This is a genomic window from Paenibacillus sp. JNUCC 35 (assembly GCF_058269095.1).
This window is the reverse complement of record NZ_CM177771.1, coordinates 1,325,210-1,344,605: the sequence shown is the minus strand read 5'-3', so window position 1 is coordinate 1,344,605 and position 19,396 is coordinate 1,325,210. Positions and strand designations below refer to the sequence as shown.

Here is a 19,396-nt window from a genome sequence, read left to right as displayed (position 1 = left end):
GCTTACCCCCGCTTCTCTGCCATCAGAGACAGCGCATTGACTGCCGCGACCGCGACCGGACTGCCTCCTTTGCGGCCGATGTTCGTAATGAACGGCACGTCGAGCTGAAGCAGCTCTTCTTTGGATTCCGCCGCGGATACGAAACCGACCGGAACGCCTACGATAAGTCCCGGGCGCGCTTCGCCTTCCTTGACCAGACGGATCAGCTCCAGCAAAGCCGTAGGAGCATTCCCGATGGCGAAAATCCCGCCTTCCGCTTCACGGATCGCCTTGCGGACCGAAATGATCGCGCGTGTCGTGTTCAGCCTTTTGGCCTCTTCCATCACGTCCGGATCGGAGATGTAAACGTTGACCTTGCCGCCGAATTTCTCGATGCGGGGTTTGCTGATTCCCACCTGCACCATCTGAACGTCCGCCACGACCGTGCGGCCCGCCCGGATCGCTTCAATCCCGGCTTCTATGGCACGGGGATGAAAAACAAGGCTTCGGCCCAGCTCGAAATCGGCCGATGCGTGAATGACCCGCTGGACAACCGGGTACTGCTCCTCGGTAAAGTCGTGAGAACCCAGCTCCTCCGTAATCATTTCAAAACTTTTCGCTTCTATTTCCTGCGGCTGAACCGTCAGCGGTTTAAATTCGGTACGAAAGTCCATTAGGAAGATACCTCCTGCAAAAGATCGGCGGCCGCTTTCAGCACGCCCTCATAATCGGAAAAATGAATGCCGTATTCCAGGCCCGGACGGCCGATCACGATCGTCTCGATCCCCATCTCCAGAGCCGCTTCCAGCTTCTCGTCCACCGCGCCGACTTTTCCGCTTTCTTTGGTAATCATCAGCGTCACGCCGTAATGAGCATAGAGCGCCTTGTTCAATTCCTTGGAAAAAGGACCCTGCATCGCCACGATATTGCGCTGCTCGATCCCCAGCTCCTCGCACTTCTCCATATTGTCAAGACGCGGGAGCATGCGGGCGACGAGCCTCACGTCCGGCAGACCGCCGAGACGCCGGGCAAAAATATGCAGCGTCTTGCTGCCCGTCGTCAGCATGACAACACCGCCGCAAACGGCCGCCAGCTCGGCGGCGTGCGCGTAATCGTCCGCAAACACGATGCCGGGCCGGACCTGCAGGTCCGACCCTTCGCGTTCGTAGCGGACGTACGGCACAGCCGCCGCTTTCGACGCCGCCATGGCGTTGCGCGAGGCTTCCTCCGCGAAGGGATGGCTCGCGTCTACGACGAGCGAGACCTCTTCGCGCCGGATGAGCGCCGCCAGGGCTTCGGCGTCGAGGCGACCGACGGCGGCGGCGATGCCGGCGTCGGTCAGGCTCTTGGCGGCGCTGTCGGTGACGATCGTCGCCAGCACGCGGTGCCCGGCCTGCGCCAGCAGCACCGCGAGCTCGCGGGCGTCGCTCGTGCCGGCCAGGAGGAGGATCATCGTCCTCCCTCCTGGCCGGCCGCGCCTGCGGCTACAGGGCCCGGCGCAGACTGGGACGCTTCGCCGCCGATGGCGCCGGCCTCACCTGCGGCACGGCGGTCGTCCGCGTGGTTATGCGCGTGCGCCTCATGATCGTGATGTTCATGGCCGTGAACGTGTTCGTGTGCATGGCCGTGATCGTGCTCATGGTCATGATGGTGCCCGTGGTGATGATCGTGTTCATGGTGGTGATCATGATCGTGGTCGTGATGATGGTGGTGATCGATATGTTTCATCGCTTCCAGACGGAAGGAGCACATGTCGCAGTTCATTTTCACCTCGTCCTGAAGCGCCTCGCCCGCGCGGTCGCGGAGAATGCCGCCAAGAATCGGATCAAGGCCGAAATAATCGGTCATCTCAAACGTACAATCGGGATAGCGCAGAGAAAAGTCGAGCAGCATGCCTTCCATCCGTTTGATCAGAATCCCCGTAAAAAGAAAATAAGGAAGCACGATCACTTTCTTCGCGCCCAATCTCAGGCAGCGTTCGATCCCGTTCTCCAGAAGCGGCGCCGTTACGCCGATAAATGCCGTTTCGACCCAAGGAACCTGGAGCTTTTCCCAGAGCAGGCGGGAAATTTTGAACAGCTCGCTGTTCGCATCGGGATCGCTGCTTCCGCGTCCGACGACCAGCACGGCGGTATCCCCCGGCGTTTCCTCGCGGAACCGGTCCGCCCCGCCCAGCCTTGCCGTCATGATGTCGACTACACCTTCATGTACGCCGATCGGCCGCCCGTAAATGAACTGCACGCCCGGGTAACGCTCTTTCGCTTCGTCAATGGCAGCCGGAATATGAATTTTGGCATGACCGGCGGAAAATAAAATGATCGGCACCACGGCAATTCGTGTGGCTCCTCTATTGACGCAAGTCTGTATCCCTTGCGAAATTGTCGGTTTTTCAAGCTCCAGAAAACAGGTTTCGATAATGGCCTGCTCCATCGTTTCGGCGAGCCGGCTTACAAACGCCCGGACCTCGCTGTTCCCTTCCGCGTCACGGCTTCCGTGACCTACAAACAGTACCGCATCCATCGGTTCTGCCTCCTTTTTTTTGTATCCCTGTATTGAAAAGAACTCCTCATGTTTACGGGTTCGTTAATCTCCGCACAAAGCGTTTTCGATTTGAAAAGCGGGGACTTCCCGGTGACGGTAGCCTTCCAGCTCTTTTACGCGGGCAAAAAACTTATGGAACCGTTCGTTCGGGTGCCCTTCGTTCCGGTACCGGGCGACGATCCGCTCTATGGTCTCGACCAGTTTGTCCGGCTCGATGCCTTCCGCAACGGGCTGCGCCGCGTGGGCATTGCGGCCGACCGTTTTCCCCCCGAGGAACAGATCAAACTTCTCCCGGCGGTACACGATGCCGATATCTTCCTTCACCGCGCCGTAGCAGGCCATGCCGCAGCCGTTGAAACCGATTTTCATCTCTTTGGGCACGGCCGCTCCGCCCAGAAGATCGTGAAGCTCCTCCGCATACGGCACGGCGTCGCCCTTGTCCATATTGCAGAAGTCGCAGGCTTTGACCTGGACCACATCGCCGACCGGAGCCAGCAGAAGCCCTTCTCCGCGAAGCCGTTTCGTTACGGAATCGGGATCGTCGGTCCGCAGCTTGACGAGCAGCTGATGATGAGGCGTATATTCCATCGTTCCTGTATCGCCGACAGCGGCCGCGAGGACCATCAGCTGTTTGGCAGTCAGGTTTTTGTTCGCAAGTCCGGGGCTGACGGCGAACTCGAGAATAGCCTGCTGGCGGAAAAATCCGCTTGGGGAAGCGGAGGGAGCCGTTCCGACGGGCTCGCCCGTCACGAGACGGAGCGCCTCTTCCGCAAGCTCATACGCGGTAGGAGCCGAAGCTTCGAAGGAAGCCGCAGGTGCGGCAGACGGACGTACGGCGACCGCAACCGCCGAGTCCCCGTACTCCCCGGCCCCCGAAGACGCGGGCGTATCGTACGCGGACCGTGTCCCGGCCGCTTGTATGCGGACCGGCGAATCTTCGCGGTCGTAGTCGTCGGCAGTACCGGTCCCTTCGGCTTCGGGGCTGTATTCGCCGTAGCCGTCATCCCCGTACTCGTCCTCGTCGAAGAAGGACGGCAGACCGGCGCTGCCGGCTTCCCGCTGCTCCGCGGACCGGAAAGCGGTACCGGGCTGTCCCGTCAGGGCCGCTTCCGTTTCCGCGCCGGTTTCCGCTTCCTGCTCCAGAGCCCACGGCTCGGCTTCCCGCCGGAGACGCTCATGAGGGCGCAGGGGCTGAATATCGCTGTCCAGCGTATACTTGCGCTGATAGCCCCTTGGCGTAATCATGAGTCCCTCGTAGTTGCGGGTCGCGGAGTTGCCGATGATCACGGTAGTAAGCATGCCGATGTCATGCTCCAGCATCTCCGCAAGCGTCGTCAGCACGACGTGCTCCCTGTCGCGGTAGGCGCTTTTGACGATACCCACCGGAGTATCGGGAGAGCGGTGTTTCAGCAAAATCTGCTGCGTCTCCACGATCTGGCGTGTTCTTCTGCCGCTCCGCGGGTTGTACAGCGCGATGACGAAATCGGCGGATGCGGCCGCTTCGACTCTGCGCCGGATGAGATCCCACGGCGTCAGGTGATCGCTGAGGCTGATCGTGCATGCGTCGTGCATAACGGGAGCTCCAAGCAGCGAAGCGCACGAGTTGATCGCCGAGATGCCGGGCACGATTTCGACTTCCACGCCATCGCTCGGCTTCCATCCTTTCTCGATCAGCACCTCGTACACGAGACCCGCCATACCGTAGACGCCCGCATCTCCGCTGGATATAACGGCCACCTTACGTCCGGCCTCCGCCTGTCTGACGGCTTCCTGCGCACGGCTCACTTCCTCGGTCATGCCCGTACGCACGACCTGTTTGCCGTCGATCAGGCTGCGTATCAGATCCACGTAAGTGTTATAGCCAATAATGACTTCGCTTTCCGAAATCGCCTCGCGCGCGCGTTTTGTAATATGGGCTTCGTCCCCGGGGCCAAATCCGATGATAAGCAGTTTACCGGCCATTCCCATTCCTCCTCTTCCCTGTAAAAAAAGCTCCAGCGCTTACGCTGAACAACCGTTATCAAGCAGTCCGGCCTTCCTGTCCGCTTCGAACAGGCGGCCTTCTATATGCACGGCGGTGCGCCTTCCGGCGACCTGCCGTTTGCCTTCCCGTCTCGTCCGGACAATAAAAAAAGCATTTCCACCCTCTTCGGATAGAAATGCTTCGAACTTTCGAGCCATTAAGCGGGAATATCCCGCATATGCTTCCAACCCGCACAGTCGCCGGCCCCGGGCAATCTTGTACGCCCACGTTCCGGCAAGCCGCCGTTGGCAGCGATTCAGCCGTTCTCAACACCTCCCTAAATCCTCGTAGGTTATCTAGTGTTATTTAAACAGGCAGGTCTCCTGGCTCGGAGCTTTCTTCGGCGCCTTCCCGGAAAATCCAGTGACGTTGATGCCGAAAAAAATTTTCCCTGCGATTGCAGGGGGCTCCTTACAGTGGCGGGTCCGCGTCGGTCTTTCACCGAACTTCCCGTTTTAAGCCGAACCCGGTTCTTATGGACTGTCTGATCCGTTCGAATGGGCTCCGCACCTGTTTTTACCATATTCGATTGTGTTCTGTTCATCATAACATCCGGTCAAAGAACTTGTCTATGCCGATAAACGCTCCCCCTCAACCGAGCAGATAAACTCTGGCTTCATAAGCCCGCAGTTTGAGGACGCCGGTATCTTCGCCGGAGACGGGATCGTAATTTGAAATGAGAAGCTCCGCGTCCTTCCCCTTTCCCAGCTCTTCCGGCCATGTAAACTCCGGCGTTCCGTCGAAAAAGTTCAGAATCACCAGCAGCTTCTCCCCGTTCAGCGTCCGCGTATACGCATAAATTTCCGTGTCCAGCGGAAGCAGAAGCTTGTATTCGCCGTAAACGATGACGGGATGCTTTTTGCGAAGCGCGATTAGGCTGCGGTAGTAGTGGTAGACGGACTTCGGATCTGCTGCCGCTGCCGCCGCATTGATCCCGGTATAATTCGGGTTGACCTTGATCCACGGTTCCCCCGTCGTAAATCCGGCGTTCGCCGTATCGTCCCACTGCATGGGGGTGCGGGCGTTGTCCCGGCTTTTTTTCCAGATCGCCTTCATGACTTCGTCCTGGGGCTTGCCAAGCAGCTTGGCCTGCTTGTAGTAATTGATCGTTTCCACATCGCGGTAATCGCCGATCAGATCGAACGCGACATTGGTCATACCGAATTCTTCCCCCTGAAAAATATACGGCGTCCCCTCCAGCGTCAGGAGAAACGCAGCCAGCATTTTGGCCGATTCCACCCGGTACCGGCCTTCATCTCCGAACCTCGAAACGGGACGGGGCTGATCGTGATTGCCGAGATAGTTGGCGTTCCAGCCTTTGCCGTGAAGGACCGTCTGCCAGCGGCTCATCACTTTTTTCAGCTCCAGCAGGGTCCACGGCTTCGACTCCCATTTGCCCGTCCCGGCGGAAGCCGCATCCAGATTCATATGCTCGAACTGGAAAACCATGTTCAGCTCATGGCGCTCGTCCCCCACGTAATCCAGCGCCTGCTCCGGACCCAGTCCGGATGTTTCGCCGACCGTCATGATGTCGTAGTTAAACAGCACCCGGTCATTGAGTTTGTGCAGCAGCGTATGTACCTTTTCCAGATTCGAAAAAAGCTGGTAAGCCTGCACAACGGGCAAATGCCGGGGATTATCGGCATCCGGCAGCCCCTGCGCTTTTACGATATGAGCGATGGCATCGAAGCGGAAACCGTCGACTCCCTTGCCTAGCCACCATTGCACCATCCGGAAAAGCTCGTCGACCATTTCGTCGTTCTCCCAGTTGAGGTCGGGCTGATGCTTCGAATACAGATGCATGTAATACTCATCCGTCTCCGGGTCGTGCTCCCAGACGCTTCCGCTGAAGTAGGACTCCCAGTTGTTCGGGAAGAGCCCCTCTCTCCCCTTCCTCCAGATATAATAGTCGCGTTTGGGATTGTCCCTGGAAGAACGCGATTCTTTAAACCAGGCATGCTGGTCGGAGGTATGGTTCAGCACAAGATCCATCATGATTTTTAGCCCGCGCTTGCGCGCTTCCAGAAGCAGCTCGTCAAAATCCTCCATCGTGCCGTACTGCGGATCGATCTCGTAATAATCGCTGATATCGTAGCCGTTGTCGGCGCCCGGCGAGCGGTAAACGGGACACAGCCAGATGACGTTGACGCCAAGCTCCGCGAGATAATCCAGCTTGGAAATGATCCCGCGCAGGTCTCCTCGGCCGTCCCCGTCCGAATCTTTGAAGCTGGACGGATAAATCTGATACACGACGCTTTCTTTCCACCATGTTTGGTTCATGTGAATTCTCTCCTCTCTCTCAGCCTCTTCCTCCTTGGAACGACGGATATTTCGTCATCCCTCCGTCCGCGAACAGCGTGATGCCGGTGACGTAGCTGGACTCCGACGAAGCCAGCCAGGCGGCTACGGCCGCAATCTCTTCCGGTTTGCCGATATATCCCATCGGAATGAGGGCTTCCACGCCGGCGCGCGCCTGCTCGTCGGCGAATTTGGATTCATTGATGGGCGTGTCGATCGCCCCCGGCCCGATATTGTTCACCCGGATTCCTTTGGGCGCAAACTCCAGCGCCAGCGTTTCAGTCATCATTTTGATGCCGCCTTTGCTCGCCGCATAATGGACGAAATGGGGCCAAGGGATCATTTCGTGCACACTTGAAACGTTGATAACGGCCCCTCTGATTTCATGCTCCAGCATATAGGAGATGGCTTCCCGGCTGCCGAGAAACGCCCCGGTCAGGTTCACGTCCAGCACTTTGCGCCAATCGTCGGTGGACAGCTCCTGAGAAGGAACTTCATTCTCGATTCCCGCGTTGTTGATCATCACGTCCAGAGAACCGAAATGCTCACGGGCGGTTTCCACCAGCTTCTTCACGTCCTCTTCTTTGGTCACGTCTCCCCGGATGGCCAGCGCTCTGCCCCCCGCGGCTTCCACTTCAGCGATCAAGGCGGGAATGTTTTCTTCATGGCTTAAGTAATTGATCAGGACATTCGCTTTCTCTTGGCCGAAACGGACCGCAGCCGCTCTTCCTATCCCCGTGGACGCTCCCGTGATGACAACCGTTTTTCCTTCCAAATCCTTATACATGGCGGTACCTCCTTGATTTTGGAATGCGGCCTCACAGAAGACCTCCACCTTAATTAAACGTTTTAGAAGGAAAAAACGCATAAAAAAAGAACAAACCCCGGCTGCAAGCAGCCTGGAGTTTGTTCATGAACGCTTACGGCCGTTAACCCGGCCGCCGGAACTTATAAGGAAATTAGTACAGGAACGTGCGGGAGATAATAACCAGCAGAATGAACAGAACCAGAATCGCACCTACGCTCGTGCCTATGCCCCCGTATCCTCCGTAGCCTCCGCCTCCGTAGCCTCCTACGCCACCTACGCCTACTCCGCCTACTCCTCCAACATAACCCATCTTTCGTATCCCCTCTCGGTGAGTTAATGTCTTACCGTACACTATATGAGGTTCCGCTAAGATGGAGTGGATGTCAGCCCGCATTCGGCTAAATTAAGTGATACTCCGCCGGTGCTGCCGTCCTATGGGGCGTTACAAGCGCTTTTTTAACGTGAACACCGTCAGCTCAGGCCGGCACCAGAACCTGACGGGGTGCATCGTCATGCCGATGCCCCGGTTCGTGTACACGTGCAGCTTGCCCCCGCCGAGTTTGTACAAGCCGTCGACATACTTCCGTCCGTACATCGGCGTCGTAATCGCGCCGTAGAACGGCAGCCGGACCTGCCCCCCGTGGCTGTGCCCGGACAGCTGCATATCAACCGGCGCTTCCAGCGCGATATCCGCGAAATCCGGGGCATGGGACAGCAGGAGCACGAAGTCGTCTCGACGTACGCCTTTCAGCGCCCGGTTCAGATCGGGGCGGCCTTCCCACATGTCATCGACGCCGGCCACCCGGATCAGCGCCTTGTCTTTGCCGACCGCGACGGACCGGTTCGTGAGCAGCTCGAAGCCTCCCGGCTTCAGCACCTTCTCCGTCTCCCCGGGTGAGCCGTAATAATCGTGATTGCCGAGTACCGCGAATTTACCCAGCGGGGCCTTGAGTGCCGCCAATGCCTGACTGACTGCGGAAGCGTCATACACGCGGTAATCGTACAAATCGCCGGTGAAGCACAGCAAATCCGGCTTCAGCGCGTTGATCATGTCCACAAGCTGCGGCAGATCTCCGGGCGCCAGATAGGGTCCGACGTGAACATCGCTGAACTGGACGACACGTACGCCATCGAACGCCTGCGGCAGCCGTTCCAGCTCCAGCGGGACATGCTTGGTGCGGATCCAACGCGGTTCGGCAAACCGCGCGTATCCGTAGGAAACAAAAGGGGCTGCCAACAAAGCGCCTGCCAGAAATTTGCCTTTTGCCAGAAAGGCTCTGCGTGTCATCTTCGGATTGGGGTCCATCGTGTTTCCTTTTCCTTTCTCCGGTTTCGTTTGTACTTGATATTAACATGTCTCCGGCCGGAAGGCCAAAATCGCAACTTCTCTTCTTCAGCACCGTTAAGGATCCGGAAAAATGCTTTTCCCAGTCTGGAGCCTTACTTTTTGTGGAGCGTCGTAGTTTGCGGAGCTTGTTTTGCCGGGCTTGTCGCCAAAAATTTCACGTACGCCTACTATCAATATCAGCAAAGCGGCGCGTACAATTATGCCTACTGCTTTGCATTCCTCTTGGGGGGAGCTGCGGTTTATTTCATTCTCCGTTTTCTGCTGAAACGCCGTTTCAAATTCATTTGAAATCGACTGCTGAGATAAAAACGAGCACCGCAAAAACAACCGGAAACAGAAAAAACCCGCCAGCCATGCTGACGGGTTTTTCGTATGTTCGTTTACTGCCTGTAGCGGTTATGTGTCCATCTGCTTCTTCCTTGTGCCATGGCTACTATGGCGGAAAGAAACCCACTGCCGTTTCTATAGAAAATGTCGTTAGTATACTCATATAGAAGGCTCGAAGAAACGGCCTTGTTTTCTAGTTCCTAATGATCTCTGAATAAAGAAATGACCAATTAGTGTTCCTAAAACAATGAAAGCCCTGCCTCTCTTTCATCCTTGCGGCTCCGATGACCGCGCCAGTGTGAATCAAGTAACACGGTAAACAAATTCTTAGGGTTGTTGGAATTTGATTCGGTGGAGGAATGTTATTCATAAAAGAGGAACTAAAAAAGAGGGTTTAACAATACAATTACAAATTATATCATAGATGACTTACTTTTTTCAACACCTATTTTCGATCAGCTGCGCCCATCCGGTTCAAAACACGATTCAGGCGAATCCGGTCATAGCGCTGGGTCAGCATGCAGGGCACATGCCTTCCCGATACATCCGGAAGGCGACGGTACCGCGGCCCGTTCTACCGGCTGACCGATTGGCAGCAGCATAACCGAAAAGAGCAAGACATCCCTTTAAGGGACGCTTGCTCTTTTCGGTTTAAGCAACGGTTTCTTTTTCCCGGGTCACATCCAGTACGTCCAGCAGGAACATAAAGATCGGAATCCCGATAATCAGTCCCCACACACCCATAAAATGCTCGCAGAAGATGAGGACGATAAAGGTGTAAAACACGGGCAGGTTCGTTTTGGCGGACATCAGCTTCGGATTCAGCATATAAGCTTCCAGGGCGTGCAGAACAGCGACCAGGACAAGCACATATACCACCATCATGATCCCGTCTATGCTGTAAGCAATCGTACAGAGCGGAATCAGGGATATAATGACGCCCGCCACTGGGACGAGGCCCAGCAGGAAAATCATCAGGCCGAGGCCGAACAGCTGAGGAAAACCGAGAATCCACAGCGCGATAACGGACAGAATCCCATTTACGAGCGCAATGAGGAACTGAGCTTCCAGCACTTTACCGAAAGAGTGGACAAAACGGCTGCCGAAATAGGCCACCTCTTCGTAAAACGCCGCGATTTTGCTGTCTTTGAACTTCGCGGTAAAGCGGATGATTCTCGGCTTCTCGAGCAGGAAAAACAGGCTGAGGAGCAGGGCGATGAACACATGCAGAAGCACTTTTCCGATGTCGGTCACCGATTTGAACACAAAGCCGAATCCCTGATTCATATACTTCGAGAGCTCGGTCTGTTCAATGTAAGGTTTAATCAGGTTGATGATATAGCTGAGCACCTCATTGTCCTGCGGCTGCGTATAAAATTCATACAGCTGCCTGACGACCTGCGATACCTGGATGGCCACGACAGGCAAATACCTGTACATTCCGATCCCCAGCAGCGCCAGAATAACCACGTACAGAATCGCAACGATCCAGCGCCGGTCCACTCTCATATACCGGTTCAGCCTGGATGAGACGAACGACTGCATACGGTCCATCAGAAAAGCGAAGATGAACGTAAGCAGAATGAGATTGATCATACTCTGCATAGCATAAAGAATAAGGGCAAGCAGGGCGAAGATCAAAATCCTCCGGAAACCTTTGCTTTGAAAATATTGTTTGGTAAACATGTGATGGTGTGCTCCTATCCTCACAAAACTCGGGGCCTTTCCGCCCGCTCTAACTCTCTCTACTATATAACGTAAAGACGGGGAGATGGTTCCGGTATTTCAGAACTTTCAGCAAAAATTGCGGGCGGCACGCCCCTGCCCTTGCGATTATGATAAAAAGTATGAAAAAGGAGGCGGTTTTATGCGGGAACTTCCTGCATTTTTGCGGCAATTGCTGCACAATGGCTGGTTCTGGGTCGCTGTGGCGGCAGGCGCGATTGCCGGAAGTTTGGGCTGGCTGCTGTACATGAGGCTCTAGCCGGCTTGTTTGCACCACAACGGCCGGAAAACGGGTATGACTCTTTCTCCTTATACATCCTGTCTAACAATCGGGTTTTCTATACCTCCGGAAAGTGAAAGTTTGCTAGAATCCGAAGGTTGTAAAAGCAGCCTGCTCCTTTTGATAAACGGGGCTGGCTGTTTTTTTTCTGCTTGTAGAGCTTAATCGAGGCAATGAAGCGGATGTTTTTACAAATACTAAATTTACAATTCTACCTTTTTATGTTATTTTTTAAGGTAGGTTGGCCAACCTACTATTTATTATAACCTGGAGGTATCGTTTATGAAAAAAATCGTTGTCCTCACGCTTCTTTTCCTGCTGACCTTAGGAGCCTCTTCCGCTTACGCTAACACCGAAACCGAGCCTAACGATACTTACACAACCGCCAATGTTTTGTCCCAAGGAGACAACTACGGCAAACTGAGCGGATCGCTCGACAGAGACTGGTGGTCCGACCAAGTTCCGGCCGGCAGCGTACACAAAGTCACGCTAACGTCTCCTTCCGGCTACCCTTACCTCATTACGTTATATACACTGTCCCCGCTGGGTGTGCCTGTTTACCAGTCCTCCGCAAGCGGCAACGGATCGGTTACGCTGAACGGCGGCGCGTCCGGGACTACTTTTTACGTTAAAGTGACTCCAGCTTTCCTGAATGTCGATACAAGAAAAAATTATACGCTCAATCTGTCCACCGTCAACTAAAATCTTCCTGACGAGGGGTTCGGAAGAGCCGCTTTATCTTCAAAAAAAGACCTTGAAGGATTTCCTTCAAGGTCTTTTGTTCGTGCCGGCCTACTGACGCCGGCGGTTCAAGTGAACGAACGTAACGGCAAGCGCCGCAAGAAGCACGCCCCCCTTGATGATATCGAAGGAGTAGTACGGCACGTTCAGCATCGTCAAGCCGTTGAGCAAAATGCCGATCAGCACCGCTCCGAAGAAAGTGCCGATTACATTGGGCTTGCCCGCGCCCAGGACGGAATACCCCACGAACACGGCCGCCACCGCTTCCATGAGCAGCGGGGCCCCCGCGTCGATCTGGCCCGAACCGATCCGGGCCGCATACAGGATTCCCCCTATCGCGGCGAAGAGCCCCGAGAGCACGTAGGCGGCCGTCCGCACCCGGTTTACGCCGATCCCGGACAATCGGGCGGCTTCACGATTGCCTCCCGTAATATAGAGCTGACGGCCCCAGCGCGTATACGTCAAGAAAATATGGACGGCCGCTACCGCGATAATCATCAGGACGACGGGAACCGGCAGGCCGATGATTTTTCCCTGGCCCAGCCATTTGAAGCTTTCCGTCACTACACCCTTTGCCGTCGTTCCGTCGGGCATCGGCATGTTGTTGTAGACCGAAAACCCTTTGGTGTACGTCTTGTGCACCCCTGCGATAATATACATCACCGTCAGTGTGGCAAGCAGGTCGGGAATGCGCACCTTCACAATAAGGAAGGCGTTGAGCAGGCCGATTCCGATACCGATCGCCAAGGGCACCAGCAGAACCACGATCAGAGGCTGCTCGTACCAGACCATCAGCGAAGCGGCCACGACGGTCGTAATGGAAACGGTAGAGCCGACAGACAAGTCGAATCCGTCGACAATCTGCGACAACGTGACGCCGATCGCCACAAACGTAACAATAGAAATGGAACGCAATATATCAAAAATATTATCATAACTTAAGAAGTTCGGGTTCGTAATGGAAAAAAAGACAAAAACCGCGGCGATGACGACAAGCGTCCCGTAGCGGAACGAAACGTCCAGTGCTTTATCTTTCAACGTGTTCGGCCTCCCCTGCGCTGGCATAAGATAAAATGGCTTCCGCCGTGGCTTCCTCGCGGCTGAGCTCGCCTGTGATCCGGCCGTAGCTCATCACGAGAATCCGGTCGGCGATCCCGAGAATTTCGGCGATTTCGCAGGACAGGTAGATAACGCCCTTGCCTTCCTGCGCCAGCTGTCCGATCAGCCGGAAAATGTCGCTCTTCGCGCCGACATCCACGCCCTTCGTCGGCTCGTCGAACATGTACACCGAAGCGTCCGTCGGCAGCCACTTGCCTACGGCCACCTTCTGCTGGTTGCCGCCGCTCAGGTGCTTCACCGGCCGCTCCGGCTGCGACGGCTTCACCCCGAGCTGGCCGATCAGCCGCTCGGCGTGGCCGCGCTCCTCGCGCCGGCGGATGAATCCGCCGGCGCTCAGGCTCCGGAGAATCGGCAGCGACAAGTTGCGCTGGACCGATTCCTCCACAAGCACGCCCTGCTTGCGCCGCTCCTCCGGCACAAGCACCACGCCTGCGCGGACGGCATCCTCCGGCTCGGAGAGCCGAAGCCGTTTGCCGCGCAGGGAGACTTCGCCGCCGTCGGCTCGGTCGGCTCCGAAGAGCAGCCGGCTCAGCTCGGTTTTACCGGCGCCGACCAGGCCCACGATGCCGAGGATTTCGCCCTCGCGGAGCGTGAAATCAACCCCGCGCACCTTCGTTCCGCGGCGCAGCCCCCGGACCTCCAGCACCGTCCCGCCCAGGTCCGCCGGCAGCTTGGGAAACTCCTCGGCGAACGTCTTGCCGAGCATCGTTTCAATGATTTCGCCGTGGCTGGTGCCCTGGGCGGCCTTCGTCAGCACGCGGCTTCCGTCCCGCATGACCGTGATCCGGTCGCACAGCCGGGTCACTTCCGCAAGCCGGTGCGAAATAAATACGCAGCCGACGCCGTTTGCCTTCAGCCGTTCCATAATCGCAAATAGCTGCTCCGATTCTTCTAGGCTGAGGGGAGCCGTCGGCTCGTCGAAAATGACGCACTTCGCCGCATGAGCCACCGCCCGTGCGATGAGCACGAGCTGCTTCTGCGCGATGGTCAGCTGAGACGCCTTCAGCTTCACCGGGATGTCCGAGCCTATCGAGGCGAGGATTCTCGCCGCTTCCCGGTTCAAGGTGCCCCAGCGGAGCCAGGCGCTCCCGTGCGCGACGCTGTCCAGCAGCACGTTCTCCGCCACCGTGAGCTCCGGGACGAGCGCGGTGTCGACTTCCTGATACACGCAGAAGATTCCCTGACGCATCGCATCCTTGGGCGACGAAATCGGCACGGGCGCCCCGTCGATTTCGATCGTTCCCCCGTCGGCGGTATAAGCGCCGGACAAAATCTTCATGAGCGTGCTTTTTCCCGCCCCGTTGGCTCCCAGAAGCCCGTGAATTTCTCCGCCTTTTACTTCAAAATCCACTTCCGACAACGCTTTTACGCCCGGAAATGTTTTCGTTATGCCGTTCATCCGCAGCACGGATAGTGAAGTCATCGTCATGATGAACCGTACTCCTCCCCGAACTTTCAAAATCCCATCGTCAACAACCCGATGGGATTTCGCGTATTCTTCTTATTTGCCTGACTGTTTCTCGGCTTCCTTAAGCCAGTCGGTATAGCCCTGCTGGCTGTTGCCCCAGCCTTTCACGTACTGGCTGAGTTCCGCCGTCGTTACTTTCTTGTCTTTCGGCAGCTGGTCGCGGGAAACGAATACCGGCTCCAGGATGACTTTCTCCGGAGTCTGGTCCCCGTGAAGCTTCTGATACAGGTAGCGGACCTGAATGCGTCCGATATCTTTCGGATCGACAGCGGCCGAAGCTACCCAGGAGCTGTTCGCATCCTGAATGAGCTGAAGGTCCTCGTCGCTCATGTCGATGCCGTATACTTTAATTTCCGTGCGGCCCGCCTGCTGAATGGCGCGCGTTGCGCCTTTGGCGAACTCGTCCCAAGCCGCCCACACGGCCGTAATATCGCCTTTGTTCGGATACTTTTTCAAGATCGCTTCCATTTGCGCCTGCGTATCCAAAGCCGGGTTCTGCGCGTTACCGAACGTCGAGACCTCTTTAATGTCTTTGTTCTTATCCATAAAAGCTTTGTAGGCAATCTGTCGGCTTTCCATCGGAGGGAAGCCCGCTACCCATACTTTGACAATGTTGCCTTTGCCGCCGGCGTCTTTACCGAGCTGCTCCAGCGTCAGTTCAGCCAGCTTCTGGTCGTTCTGCTCCAGTGCCACGATGCCGGGTCCTTTGACGTTGGAATCAAATGCGACGATCGGAATTTTCTTCTCCACGGCTTTATTGATTCCGTTCTGAAGGGCATCCGGTGTTCCGTGATCGAGCAGAATACCATCGAATTTCTGATTGACGGCCGCATCGAGGTTGGAGGCCATCTTCGTCAGATCGCCGTCCGCAGGAATCACCGTTACCGTACCGCCAAGCTTGGTAACCTGCTCCTTCACGCCTTCCACGTATTGAGCCGAGAATGTTCCGAGATTCTGACGCATAATCAGCGCGACTTTCTTGCCCGCCAGGGCATTTGCTTTATCTCCGCCAGCCGGCGAGGCGCCAGGTGTCTGCGCGGCCGATCCCGTAGTTGTCTCCGTGTTTGCTTTGCCGCATGCCGCCACCAGACCGACGATGAGAATCATCATAGTGAAAACATGGACAACTTTGCGTATCCCTTTCATAGTTCCATCTCCCCCGTTGTTCATTTTCTGTGTAAAAGATTCTGTTTAATCCAAGTATTCCAGTTGGATTAAGGCATATCATACTGTACGTCCTTCTTTTCGTCAACGAAAATTTTAGGCGCACTTGCGCAGGTTCCGAGACGCCCTTTTTGCGCGCAAACTAAAAAAGCTCTCAGCCCGGATAGCATTCCGGACTAAGAGCCTGGCTTATTTACGGCCGAAATCGGCCTTGATTTCGCCCCATTTTTTAGTATCCCATTTCACGATTTTATTGGTGTATGTGTTGGTGCGGATCCACTCAAGCGCGCGGTCTACCAAGGTCCATATTTCTTCGGTCGAAGCATCCCTGACCAGATTGGAAGCGACCTCTTTTTTGCGGAGCCAGCTGAGGGCGGTCATCGAATCCGTATAAATGGTCTTGCCGCTTCCCTGCTTCTGCAGATAGGCGAGAGCATGAACGATGGCGAGAAACTCCCCCATATTGTTCGTCCCTTTGGAAATCGGCCCTCTGTAGAAAATCACTTCGCCCGTCTTCGTATCCACGCCTTTGTATTCCACGATTCCGGGATTGCCGGAACAGCCCACATCGACGGAAATGCTGTCGTAATCCACCTCCGGAGGCGCCTCGGATTTCCCTGATCCCCCCGCTCCCGCGGACTTTTTCTTCGCTCCGAAATCAAGCGACTTCTGCCAGCCGCGTTCGAAAGCGGCCCGCGCCTCGGCTTCCGTCGGATACGACTTGTATTTGGCCTGCGGGAACGCATCGGTCTGCTCCTTGCACTGGGCCCAAGTCGAATAAATTCCCGGGGTTCTGCCCACCCATACCACATAAAACTTTTTCTCGGCCATACTTCCCTTCCTTTCCATGCAAAGGGGTCGTTCCGGACTACGTGCGTATCTGTCCGATCCCCGGCCTATAGTTTATCACAAAATGACGGGGCTCCGCCCGTTCATAAAGCCTCCTTGCCGCCCTTCATAAAGACCCTCTTTTCTTTTCCTTTTTTGACGCTTTCGACTTTTTCTACCTATTTATACACCTCTATCCAGACTCTTTTCGACAAGTTAAAATATTTTTTTCAGGCATGAGTATTTTTAACAAAACGGTTCATACTACCCATTACCGAAGGAGGTGATATCAATGGGTGCAGGACAATCCCGCAGCAGCAACACACTGGTTGTTCCACAAGCTAACCAAGCTTTGGACCAGCTGAAATACGAAGTCGCTCAAGAGCTTGGTATTCAAATCCCTCAAGACGGCTACTACGGTTACATGGCTACTCGCGACACAGGCGCGATCGGTGGACACATCACTCGCAGACTGGTTCAAATCGCCGAGCAACAGCTGGCAGGCAAACTGGGACGTTAATCGTCTGATTCAAACATACTTAAGCACGACCAAAAAAGGTGGCCGAAACAGCCACCTTTTTGCTTGTTTTAAACGTCTTTATCCGCGGATGAGGCTGGACATGTTATAGTTCGATTCGAACATGACGCTGGCATACAGCGTTTCTTTCTTTACCGTGAAATCAAACGTAATTTCCCCGTGCGTCCAATTCACTTTGTACTTCAGGGAATCCAGCGCAAGCTTCCGGAAAGCCTGCCACTGGGATTCCGCCAGACCCGTCCCGCTCTTCTGCACAACCCCGTCCCTTCCTTCGAGAGGATTATGCCGGACGCCGAACTTTCCGACCGCATTGTTGCGGATCTGCAAAAAGACCGTTCCCGAGTTTAACTCGCTCAATTCCTGCCGAAGCTCGGTAAATACAATTTCAACCTGACGCACCAATGAAATCGGTTCAATAATCATGATTTTCCCCCTTATGTCCCTCTTAAAATGGTATGAATTTGTATGTTCTAGGTATGTAGCCACAGTATAATGTGTCTTTAGATCCAATACAACAAAATTTTACATTAATTTTATTTTTTTCAATCTTTTTCTCGCTAAAATCCGCCTAAAAGTCACATTTCATATGGTTTTTCCTTCTAAAATTAAGATAAAATTTATTTTAGGACCTATATTCCCATTTCTTTTCTAGGTCTTTTCACTCACCTTTTTTACACCAAATAAAACTATAGACCCTTATAAAACACGGTGATATAATGGCGGCAGGAAATATGTTACATTTTGAATTTACTCTGTCTATAGGAGCGTTAAGTATGAAGAACTGGTCGTCTCTCTCCTTCAAAAGCAAGCTGCTGGCCGGCTGTTACGGCTTGATCGCCGTTTATTCCGCGGTGCTGCTTCTCCTTCTCCTGCTTCCGGGTTCCAACCGCTTGATCGGCTTTATTTTTCTCGCGGTTATGCTGGCTGCAAGTTTCCCTTTCGTCCGCTGGTTCGAGAGAGCGCTTACAGAACCGGTCGAAGACCTTACCCGCGCGGCTCTCAACATCTCCAAAGGCGATTTCTCCCGCAAGGTGGATGCGGCAACGGACGATGCCTTGGGCGATCTCGGACGTTCCTTCAACAGCATGATCGACAAGCTGCGCGGCATTTTGGGCGAAACCGGAGCCATCACGAGACAAGTCGCCGATACGAGCCAAAGCATCTATTCCCAGAACTTGCAGCTTAAGGACGTTCTTCAGCAGGTGACGGTTTCCGCCCAGGAGCTCGCCTCGGGAGCCGGACAGATTTCGGAAGAAGTCTCCACCATCTCCGTCTCTACGAAAGATATCGAGCAGAAGGTTTCGAACTTCGCGGGGTCGACCAAAACGATGAATGCCCGTTCGGAGCAAATGCTGTCGCTTGTAGACAAAGGCCGTGAAGCTGTCGAAATACAGGGGCAGGGCATGAAAAGAAATGTCGAAGCTACCGCGCGCGTTTCCGACACGATTCGCACGCTTGCGGAACAAACCGCAGGAATCTCCAAAATCACCAAGGCGATCTCGGAAATTGCCGAACAAACCAACCTATTGTCGCTGAACGCGTCAATAGAAGCGGCAAGAGCGGGGGAACAGGGGCGGGGATTTGCCGTAGTTGCGCAGGAGGTGAGGAAGCTGGCCGAAGAAGCGACGACCCAGACGCGGGAAGTGTTCGGGCTGGTGACGGCCATCGAATCCGGCATTCGTCAGGCGCTGTCTCATATCGAAGTAAATGAGGAAGCAGTCGGCAGACAGACGGAGCTGATCCGGGACACCGAGGCCGTTTTCTCCGATATTTTTAACGCCGTCCGTTTTATTTCCGACCGGATCGGAGAATTTGCCGGAGAGAGCGACCATATGCTGGCAGGCGCACGTCAAATTTCCGCAACGATGGAGAACATCTCCGCCATTACCGAGCAGTCCGCTGCGGGAACGGAGGAAGTGTCCGCTTCGATGAACGAGCAGATCAGCGGCGTTCTCGAAATGGTGAGCCGGTGCGAACAAATGACACGTTCCGTCAAACAGCTGGAGCAGACGATACAAATTTTTAAATTTTGAGTTAAAATAGAAACTTGTTTGAGTTAAAATAGAGACTTGGCCGAGCACAAAACCGGGCCTGGGATACAGCGGCCGTGTAATGACAGCAGCAAAAGTCATCTTGAGAAAGTTTAATCCCGATCCGCCGGCGTGTTCATGTAAAAAGAACCTTTACATCCACAATTTGTGGATGTAAA

Annotated in this window: 18 protein-coding genes and 1 riboswitch; of the genes, 4 read left to right on the top strand and 14 right to left on the bottom strand. The window is 55.0% G+C overall.

Annotated features, from left to right (window positions below):
• Positions 1-2: 2 nt before the first annotated feature.
• The 8 genes from AC2TF6_RS06040 to AC2TF6_RS06005 form a co-directional block, all read right to left on the bottom strand.
• Positions 3-653 carry a precorrin-8X methylmutase gene (locus tag AC2TF6_RS06040; RefSeq protein WP_009673181.1) on the bottom strand — a complete coding sequence of 217 codons (651 nt, stop codon included), beginning with the start codon at positions 651-653 and terminating at the stop codon, positions 3-5.
• Positions 653-1,432: a precorrin-6A reductase gene (gene cobK, locus AC2TF6_RS06035; RefSeq protein WP_491310322.1), complete on the bottom strand. Its 780-nt coding sequence runs from the start codon at positions 1,430-1,432 to the stop codon at positions 653-655. The genes AC2TF6_RS06040 and cobK overlap by 1 nt, the downstream gene beginning before the upstream one ends.
• The gene (locus tag AC2TF6_RS06030) at positions 1,429-2,499 is read right to left on the bottom strand and encodes a sirohydrochlorin chelatase (RefSeq protein ID WP_491310321.1); all 1,071 of its coding nucleotides are present in this window, start codon (positions 2,497-2,499) and stop codon (positions 1,429-1,431) included. Before AC2TF6_RS06030 ends, cobK begins: the two co-directional genes overlap by 4 nt.
• A 63-nt stretch (positions 2,500-2,562) precedes the next feature.
• A complete protein-coding gene (cobJ, locus tag AC2TF6_RS06025) occupies positions 2,563-4,482 on the bottom strand; it encodes a precorrin-3B C(17)-methyltransferase (RefSeq protein ID WP_491310320.1) in 1,920 nt (639 codons plus the stop codon).
• A gap of 357 nt (positions 4,483-4,839) precedes the next feature.
• Positions 4,840-5,028: riboswitch (cobalamin riboswitch) on the bottom strand.
• A 106-nt stretch (positions 5,029-5,134) separates the two neighbouring features.
• Positions 5,135-6,823 (bottom strand): glycoside hydrolase family 13 protein, encoded by a 1,689-nt coding sequence (locus tag AC2TF6_RS06020; RefSeq protein ID WP_491310319.1) that lies wholly within the window; start codon positions 6,821-6,823, stop codon positions 5,135-5,137.
• Positions 6,824-6,842: 19 nt separating this feature from the next.
• Entirely contained in the window at positions 6,843-7,628 is a 786-nt protein-coding gene (locus tag AC2TF6_RS06015) for a glucose-1-dehydrogenase (protein ID WP_491310318.1), read from the bottom strand.
• 172 nt (positions 7,629-7,800) lie between these two features.
• Positions 7,801-7,959 (bottom strand): hypothetical protein, encoded by a 159-nt coding sequence (locus AC2TF6_RS06010; protein ID WP_491310317.1) that lies wholly within the window; start codon positions 7,957-7,959, stop codon positions 7,801-7,803.
• 132 nt (positions 7,960-8,091) lie between these two features.
• The gene (locus AC2TF6_RS06005; RefSeq protein WP_491310316.1) at positions 8,092-8,955 is read right to left on the bottom strand and encodes a metallophosphoesterase; all 864 of its coding nucleotides are present in this window, start codon (positions 8,953-8,955) and stop codon (positions 8,092-8,094) included.
• A 141-nt stretch (positions 8,956-9,096) separates the two neighbouring features.
• Here AC2TF6_RS06005 and AC2TF6_RS06000 point away from each other — a divergent pair, with 141 nt between their 5' ends.
• Positions 9,097-9,285 (top strand): hypothetical protein, encoded by a 189-nt coding sequence (locus AC2TF6_RS06000; protein WP_491310315.1) that lies wholly within the window; start codon positions 9,097-9,099, stop codon positions 9,283-9,285.
• A 690-nt stretch (positions 9,286-9,975) separates the two neighbouring features.
• On the opposite strand, the gene AC2TF6_RS05995 is transcribed toward AC2TF6_RS06000, so the two are convergent.
• On the bottom strand, positions 9,976-11,010 hold the full coding sequence (locus AC2TF6_RS05995; protein WP_491310314.1) for an AI-2E family transporter: 1,035 nt from the start codon (positions 11,008-11,010) through the stop codon (positions 9,976-9,978).
• Between the two features lie 601 nt (positions 11,011-11,611).
• Here AC2TF6_RS05995 and AC2TF6_RS05990 point away from each other — a divergent pair.
• Complete coding sequence (locus tag AC2TF6_RS05990) at positions 11,612-12,031, top strand: hypothetical protein (RefSeq protein ID WP_491310313.1); 420 nt, start codon at positions 11,612-11,614, stop codon at positions 12,029-12,031.
• A 90-nt stretch (positions 12,032-12,121) separates the two neighbouring features.
• On the opposite strand, the gene AC2TF6_RS05985 is transcribed toward AC2TF6_RS05990, so the two are convergent.
• From AC2TF6_RS05985 to rnhA, 4 genes are all read right to left on the bottom strand, one after another.
• Positions 12,122-13,108: an ABC transporter permease gene (locus AC2TF6_RS05985; protein WP_009673127.1), complete on the bottom strand. Its 987-nt coding sequence runs from the start codon at positions 13,106-13,108 to the stop codon at positions 12,122-12,124.
• On the bottom strand, positions 13,098-14,618 hold the full coding sequence (locus AC2TF6_RS05980) for a sugar ABC transporter ATP-binding protein (RefSeq protein ID WP_491310312.1): 1,521 nt from the start codon (positions 14,616-14,618) through the stop codon (positions 13,098-13,100). Before AC2TF6_RS05980 ends, AC2TF6_RS05985 begins: the two co-directional genes overlap by 11 nt.
• Positions 14,619-14,690: 72 nt before the next feature.
• Entirely contained in the window at positions 14,691-15,803 is a 1,113-nt protein-coding gene (locus AC2TF6_RS05975; protein ID WP_491310311.1) for a sugar ABC transporter substrate-binding protein, read from the bottom strand.
• Positions 15,804-16,010: 207 nt separating this feature from the next.
• Positions 16,011-16,652, bottom strand: a complete 642-nt coding sequence (rnhA, locus tag AC2TF6_RS05970) for a ribonuclease H (protein ID WP_491310310.1) — start codon at positions 16,650-16,652, stop codon at positions 16,011-16,013.
• A gap of 289 nt (positions 16,653-16,941) precedes the next feature.
• Between rnhA and AC2TF6_RS05965 the strand changes: the two genes are divergently transcribed.
• A complete protein-coding gene (locus AC2TF6_RS05965; RefSeq protein WP_009673104.1) occupies positions 16,942-17,169 on the top strand; it encodes an alpha/beta-type small acid-soluble spore protein in 228 nt (75 codons plus the stop codon).
• Between the two features lie 78 nt (positions 17,170-17,247).
• Here the strand turns inward: AC2TF6_RS05965 and AC2TF6_RS05960 are convergent, their stop codons facing one another.
• Positions 17,248-17,610: a hypothetical protein gene (locus AC2TF6_RS05960; RefSeq protein WP_009673102.1), complete on the bottom strand. Its 363-nt coding sequence runs from the start codon at positions 17,608-17,610 to the stop codon at positions 17,248-17,250.
• Between the two features lie 350 nt (positions 17,611-17,960).
• On the opposite strand from AC2TF6_RS05960, the gene AC2TF6_RS05955 reads away from it, so the two are divergent.
• Complete coding sequence (locus AC2TF6_RS05955; RefSeq protein WP_491310309.1) at positions 17,961-19,220, top strand: methyl-accepting chemotaxis protein; 1,260 nt, start codon at positions 17,961-17,963, stop codon at positions 19,218-19,220.
• Positions 19,221-19,396 lie beyond the last annotated feature (176 nt).

Coding starts and splice junctions, on each gene's coding strand:
- AC2TF6_RS06010 (WP_491310317.1), bottom strand. CDS start 7,959: ATGGGTTATGTTGGAGGAGTAGGCGGAGTAGGCGTAGGTGGCGTAGGA.
- AC2TF6_RS05990 (WP_491310313.1), top strand. CDS start 11,612: ATGAAAAAAATCGTTGTCCTCACGCTTCTTTTCCTGCTGACCTTAGGA.
- cobK (WP_491310322.1), bottom strand. CDS start 1,432: ATGATCCTCCTCCTGGCCGGCACGAGCGACGCCCGCGAGCTCGCGGTG.
- AC2TF6_RS05955 (WP_491310309.1), top strand. CDS start 17,961: ATGAAGAACTGGTCGTCTCTCTCCTTCAAAAGCAAGCTGCTGGCCGGC.
- AC2TF6_RS05980 (WP_491310312.1), bottom strand. CDS start 14,618: ATGACGATGACTTCACTATCCGTGCTGCGGATGAACGGCATAACGAAA.
- AC2TF6_RS05995 (WP_491310314.1), bottom strand. CDS start 11,010: ATGTTTACCAAACAATATTTTCAAAGCAAAGGTTTCCGGAGGATTTTG.
- cobJ (WP_491310320.1), bottom strand. CDS start 4,482: ATGGCCGGTAAACTGCTTATCATCGGATTTGGCCCCGGGGACGAAGCC.
- AC2TF6_RS06020 (WP_491310319.1), bottom strand. CDS start 6,823: ATGAACCAAACATGGTGGAAAGAAAGCGTCGTGTATCAGATTTATCCG.
- AC2TF6_RS06040 (WP_009673181.1), bottom strand. CDS start 653: ATGGACTTTCGTACCGAATTTAAACCGCTGACGGTTCAGCCGCAGGAA.
- AC2TF6_RS06015 (WP_491310318.1), bottom strand. CDS start 7,628: ATGTATAAGGATTTGGAAGGAAAAACGGTTGTCATCACGGGAGCGTCC.
- rnhA (WP_491310310.1), bottom strand. CDS start 16,652: ATGGCCGAGAAAAAGTTTTATGTGGTATGGGTGGGCAGAACCCCGGGA.
- AC2TF6_RS05975 (WP_491310311.1), bottom strand. CDS start 15,803: ATGAAAGGGATACGCAAAGTTGTCCATGTTTTCACTATGATGATTCTC.
- AC2TF6_RS05960 (WP_009673102.1), bottom strand. CDS start 17,610: ATGATTATTGAACCGATTTCATTGGTGCGTCAGGTTGAAATTGTATTT.
- AC2TF6_RS05965 (WP_009673104.1), top strand. CDS start 16,942: ATGGGTGCAGGACAATCCCGCAGCAGCAACACACTGGTTGTTCCACAA.
- AC2TF6_RS06005 (WP_491310316.1), bottom strand. CDS start 8,955: ATGGACCCCAATCCGAAGATGACACGCAGAGCCTTTCTGGCAAAAGGC.
- AC2TF6_RS06030 (WP_491310321.1), bottom strand. CDS start 2,499: ATGGATGCGGTACTGTTTGTAGGTCACGGAAGCCGTGACGCGGAAGGG.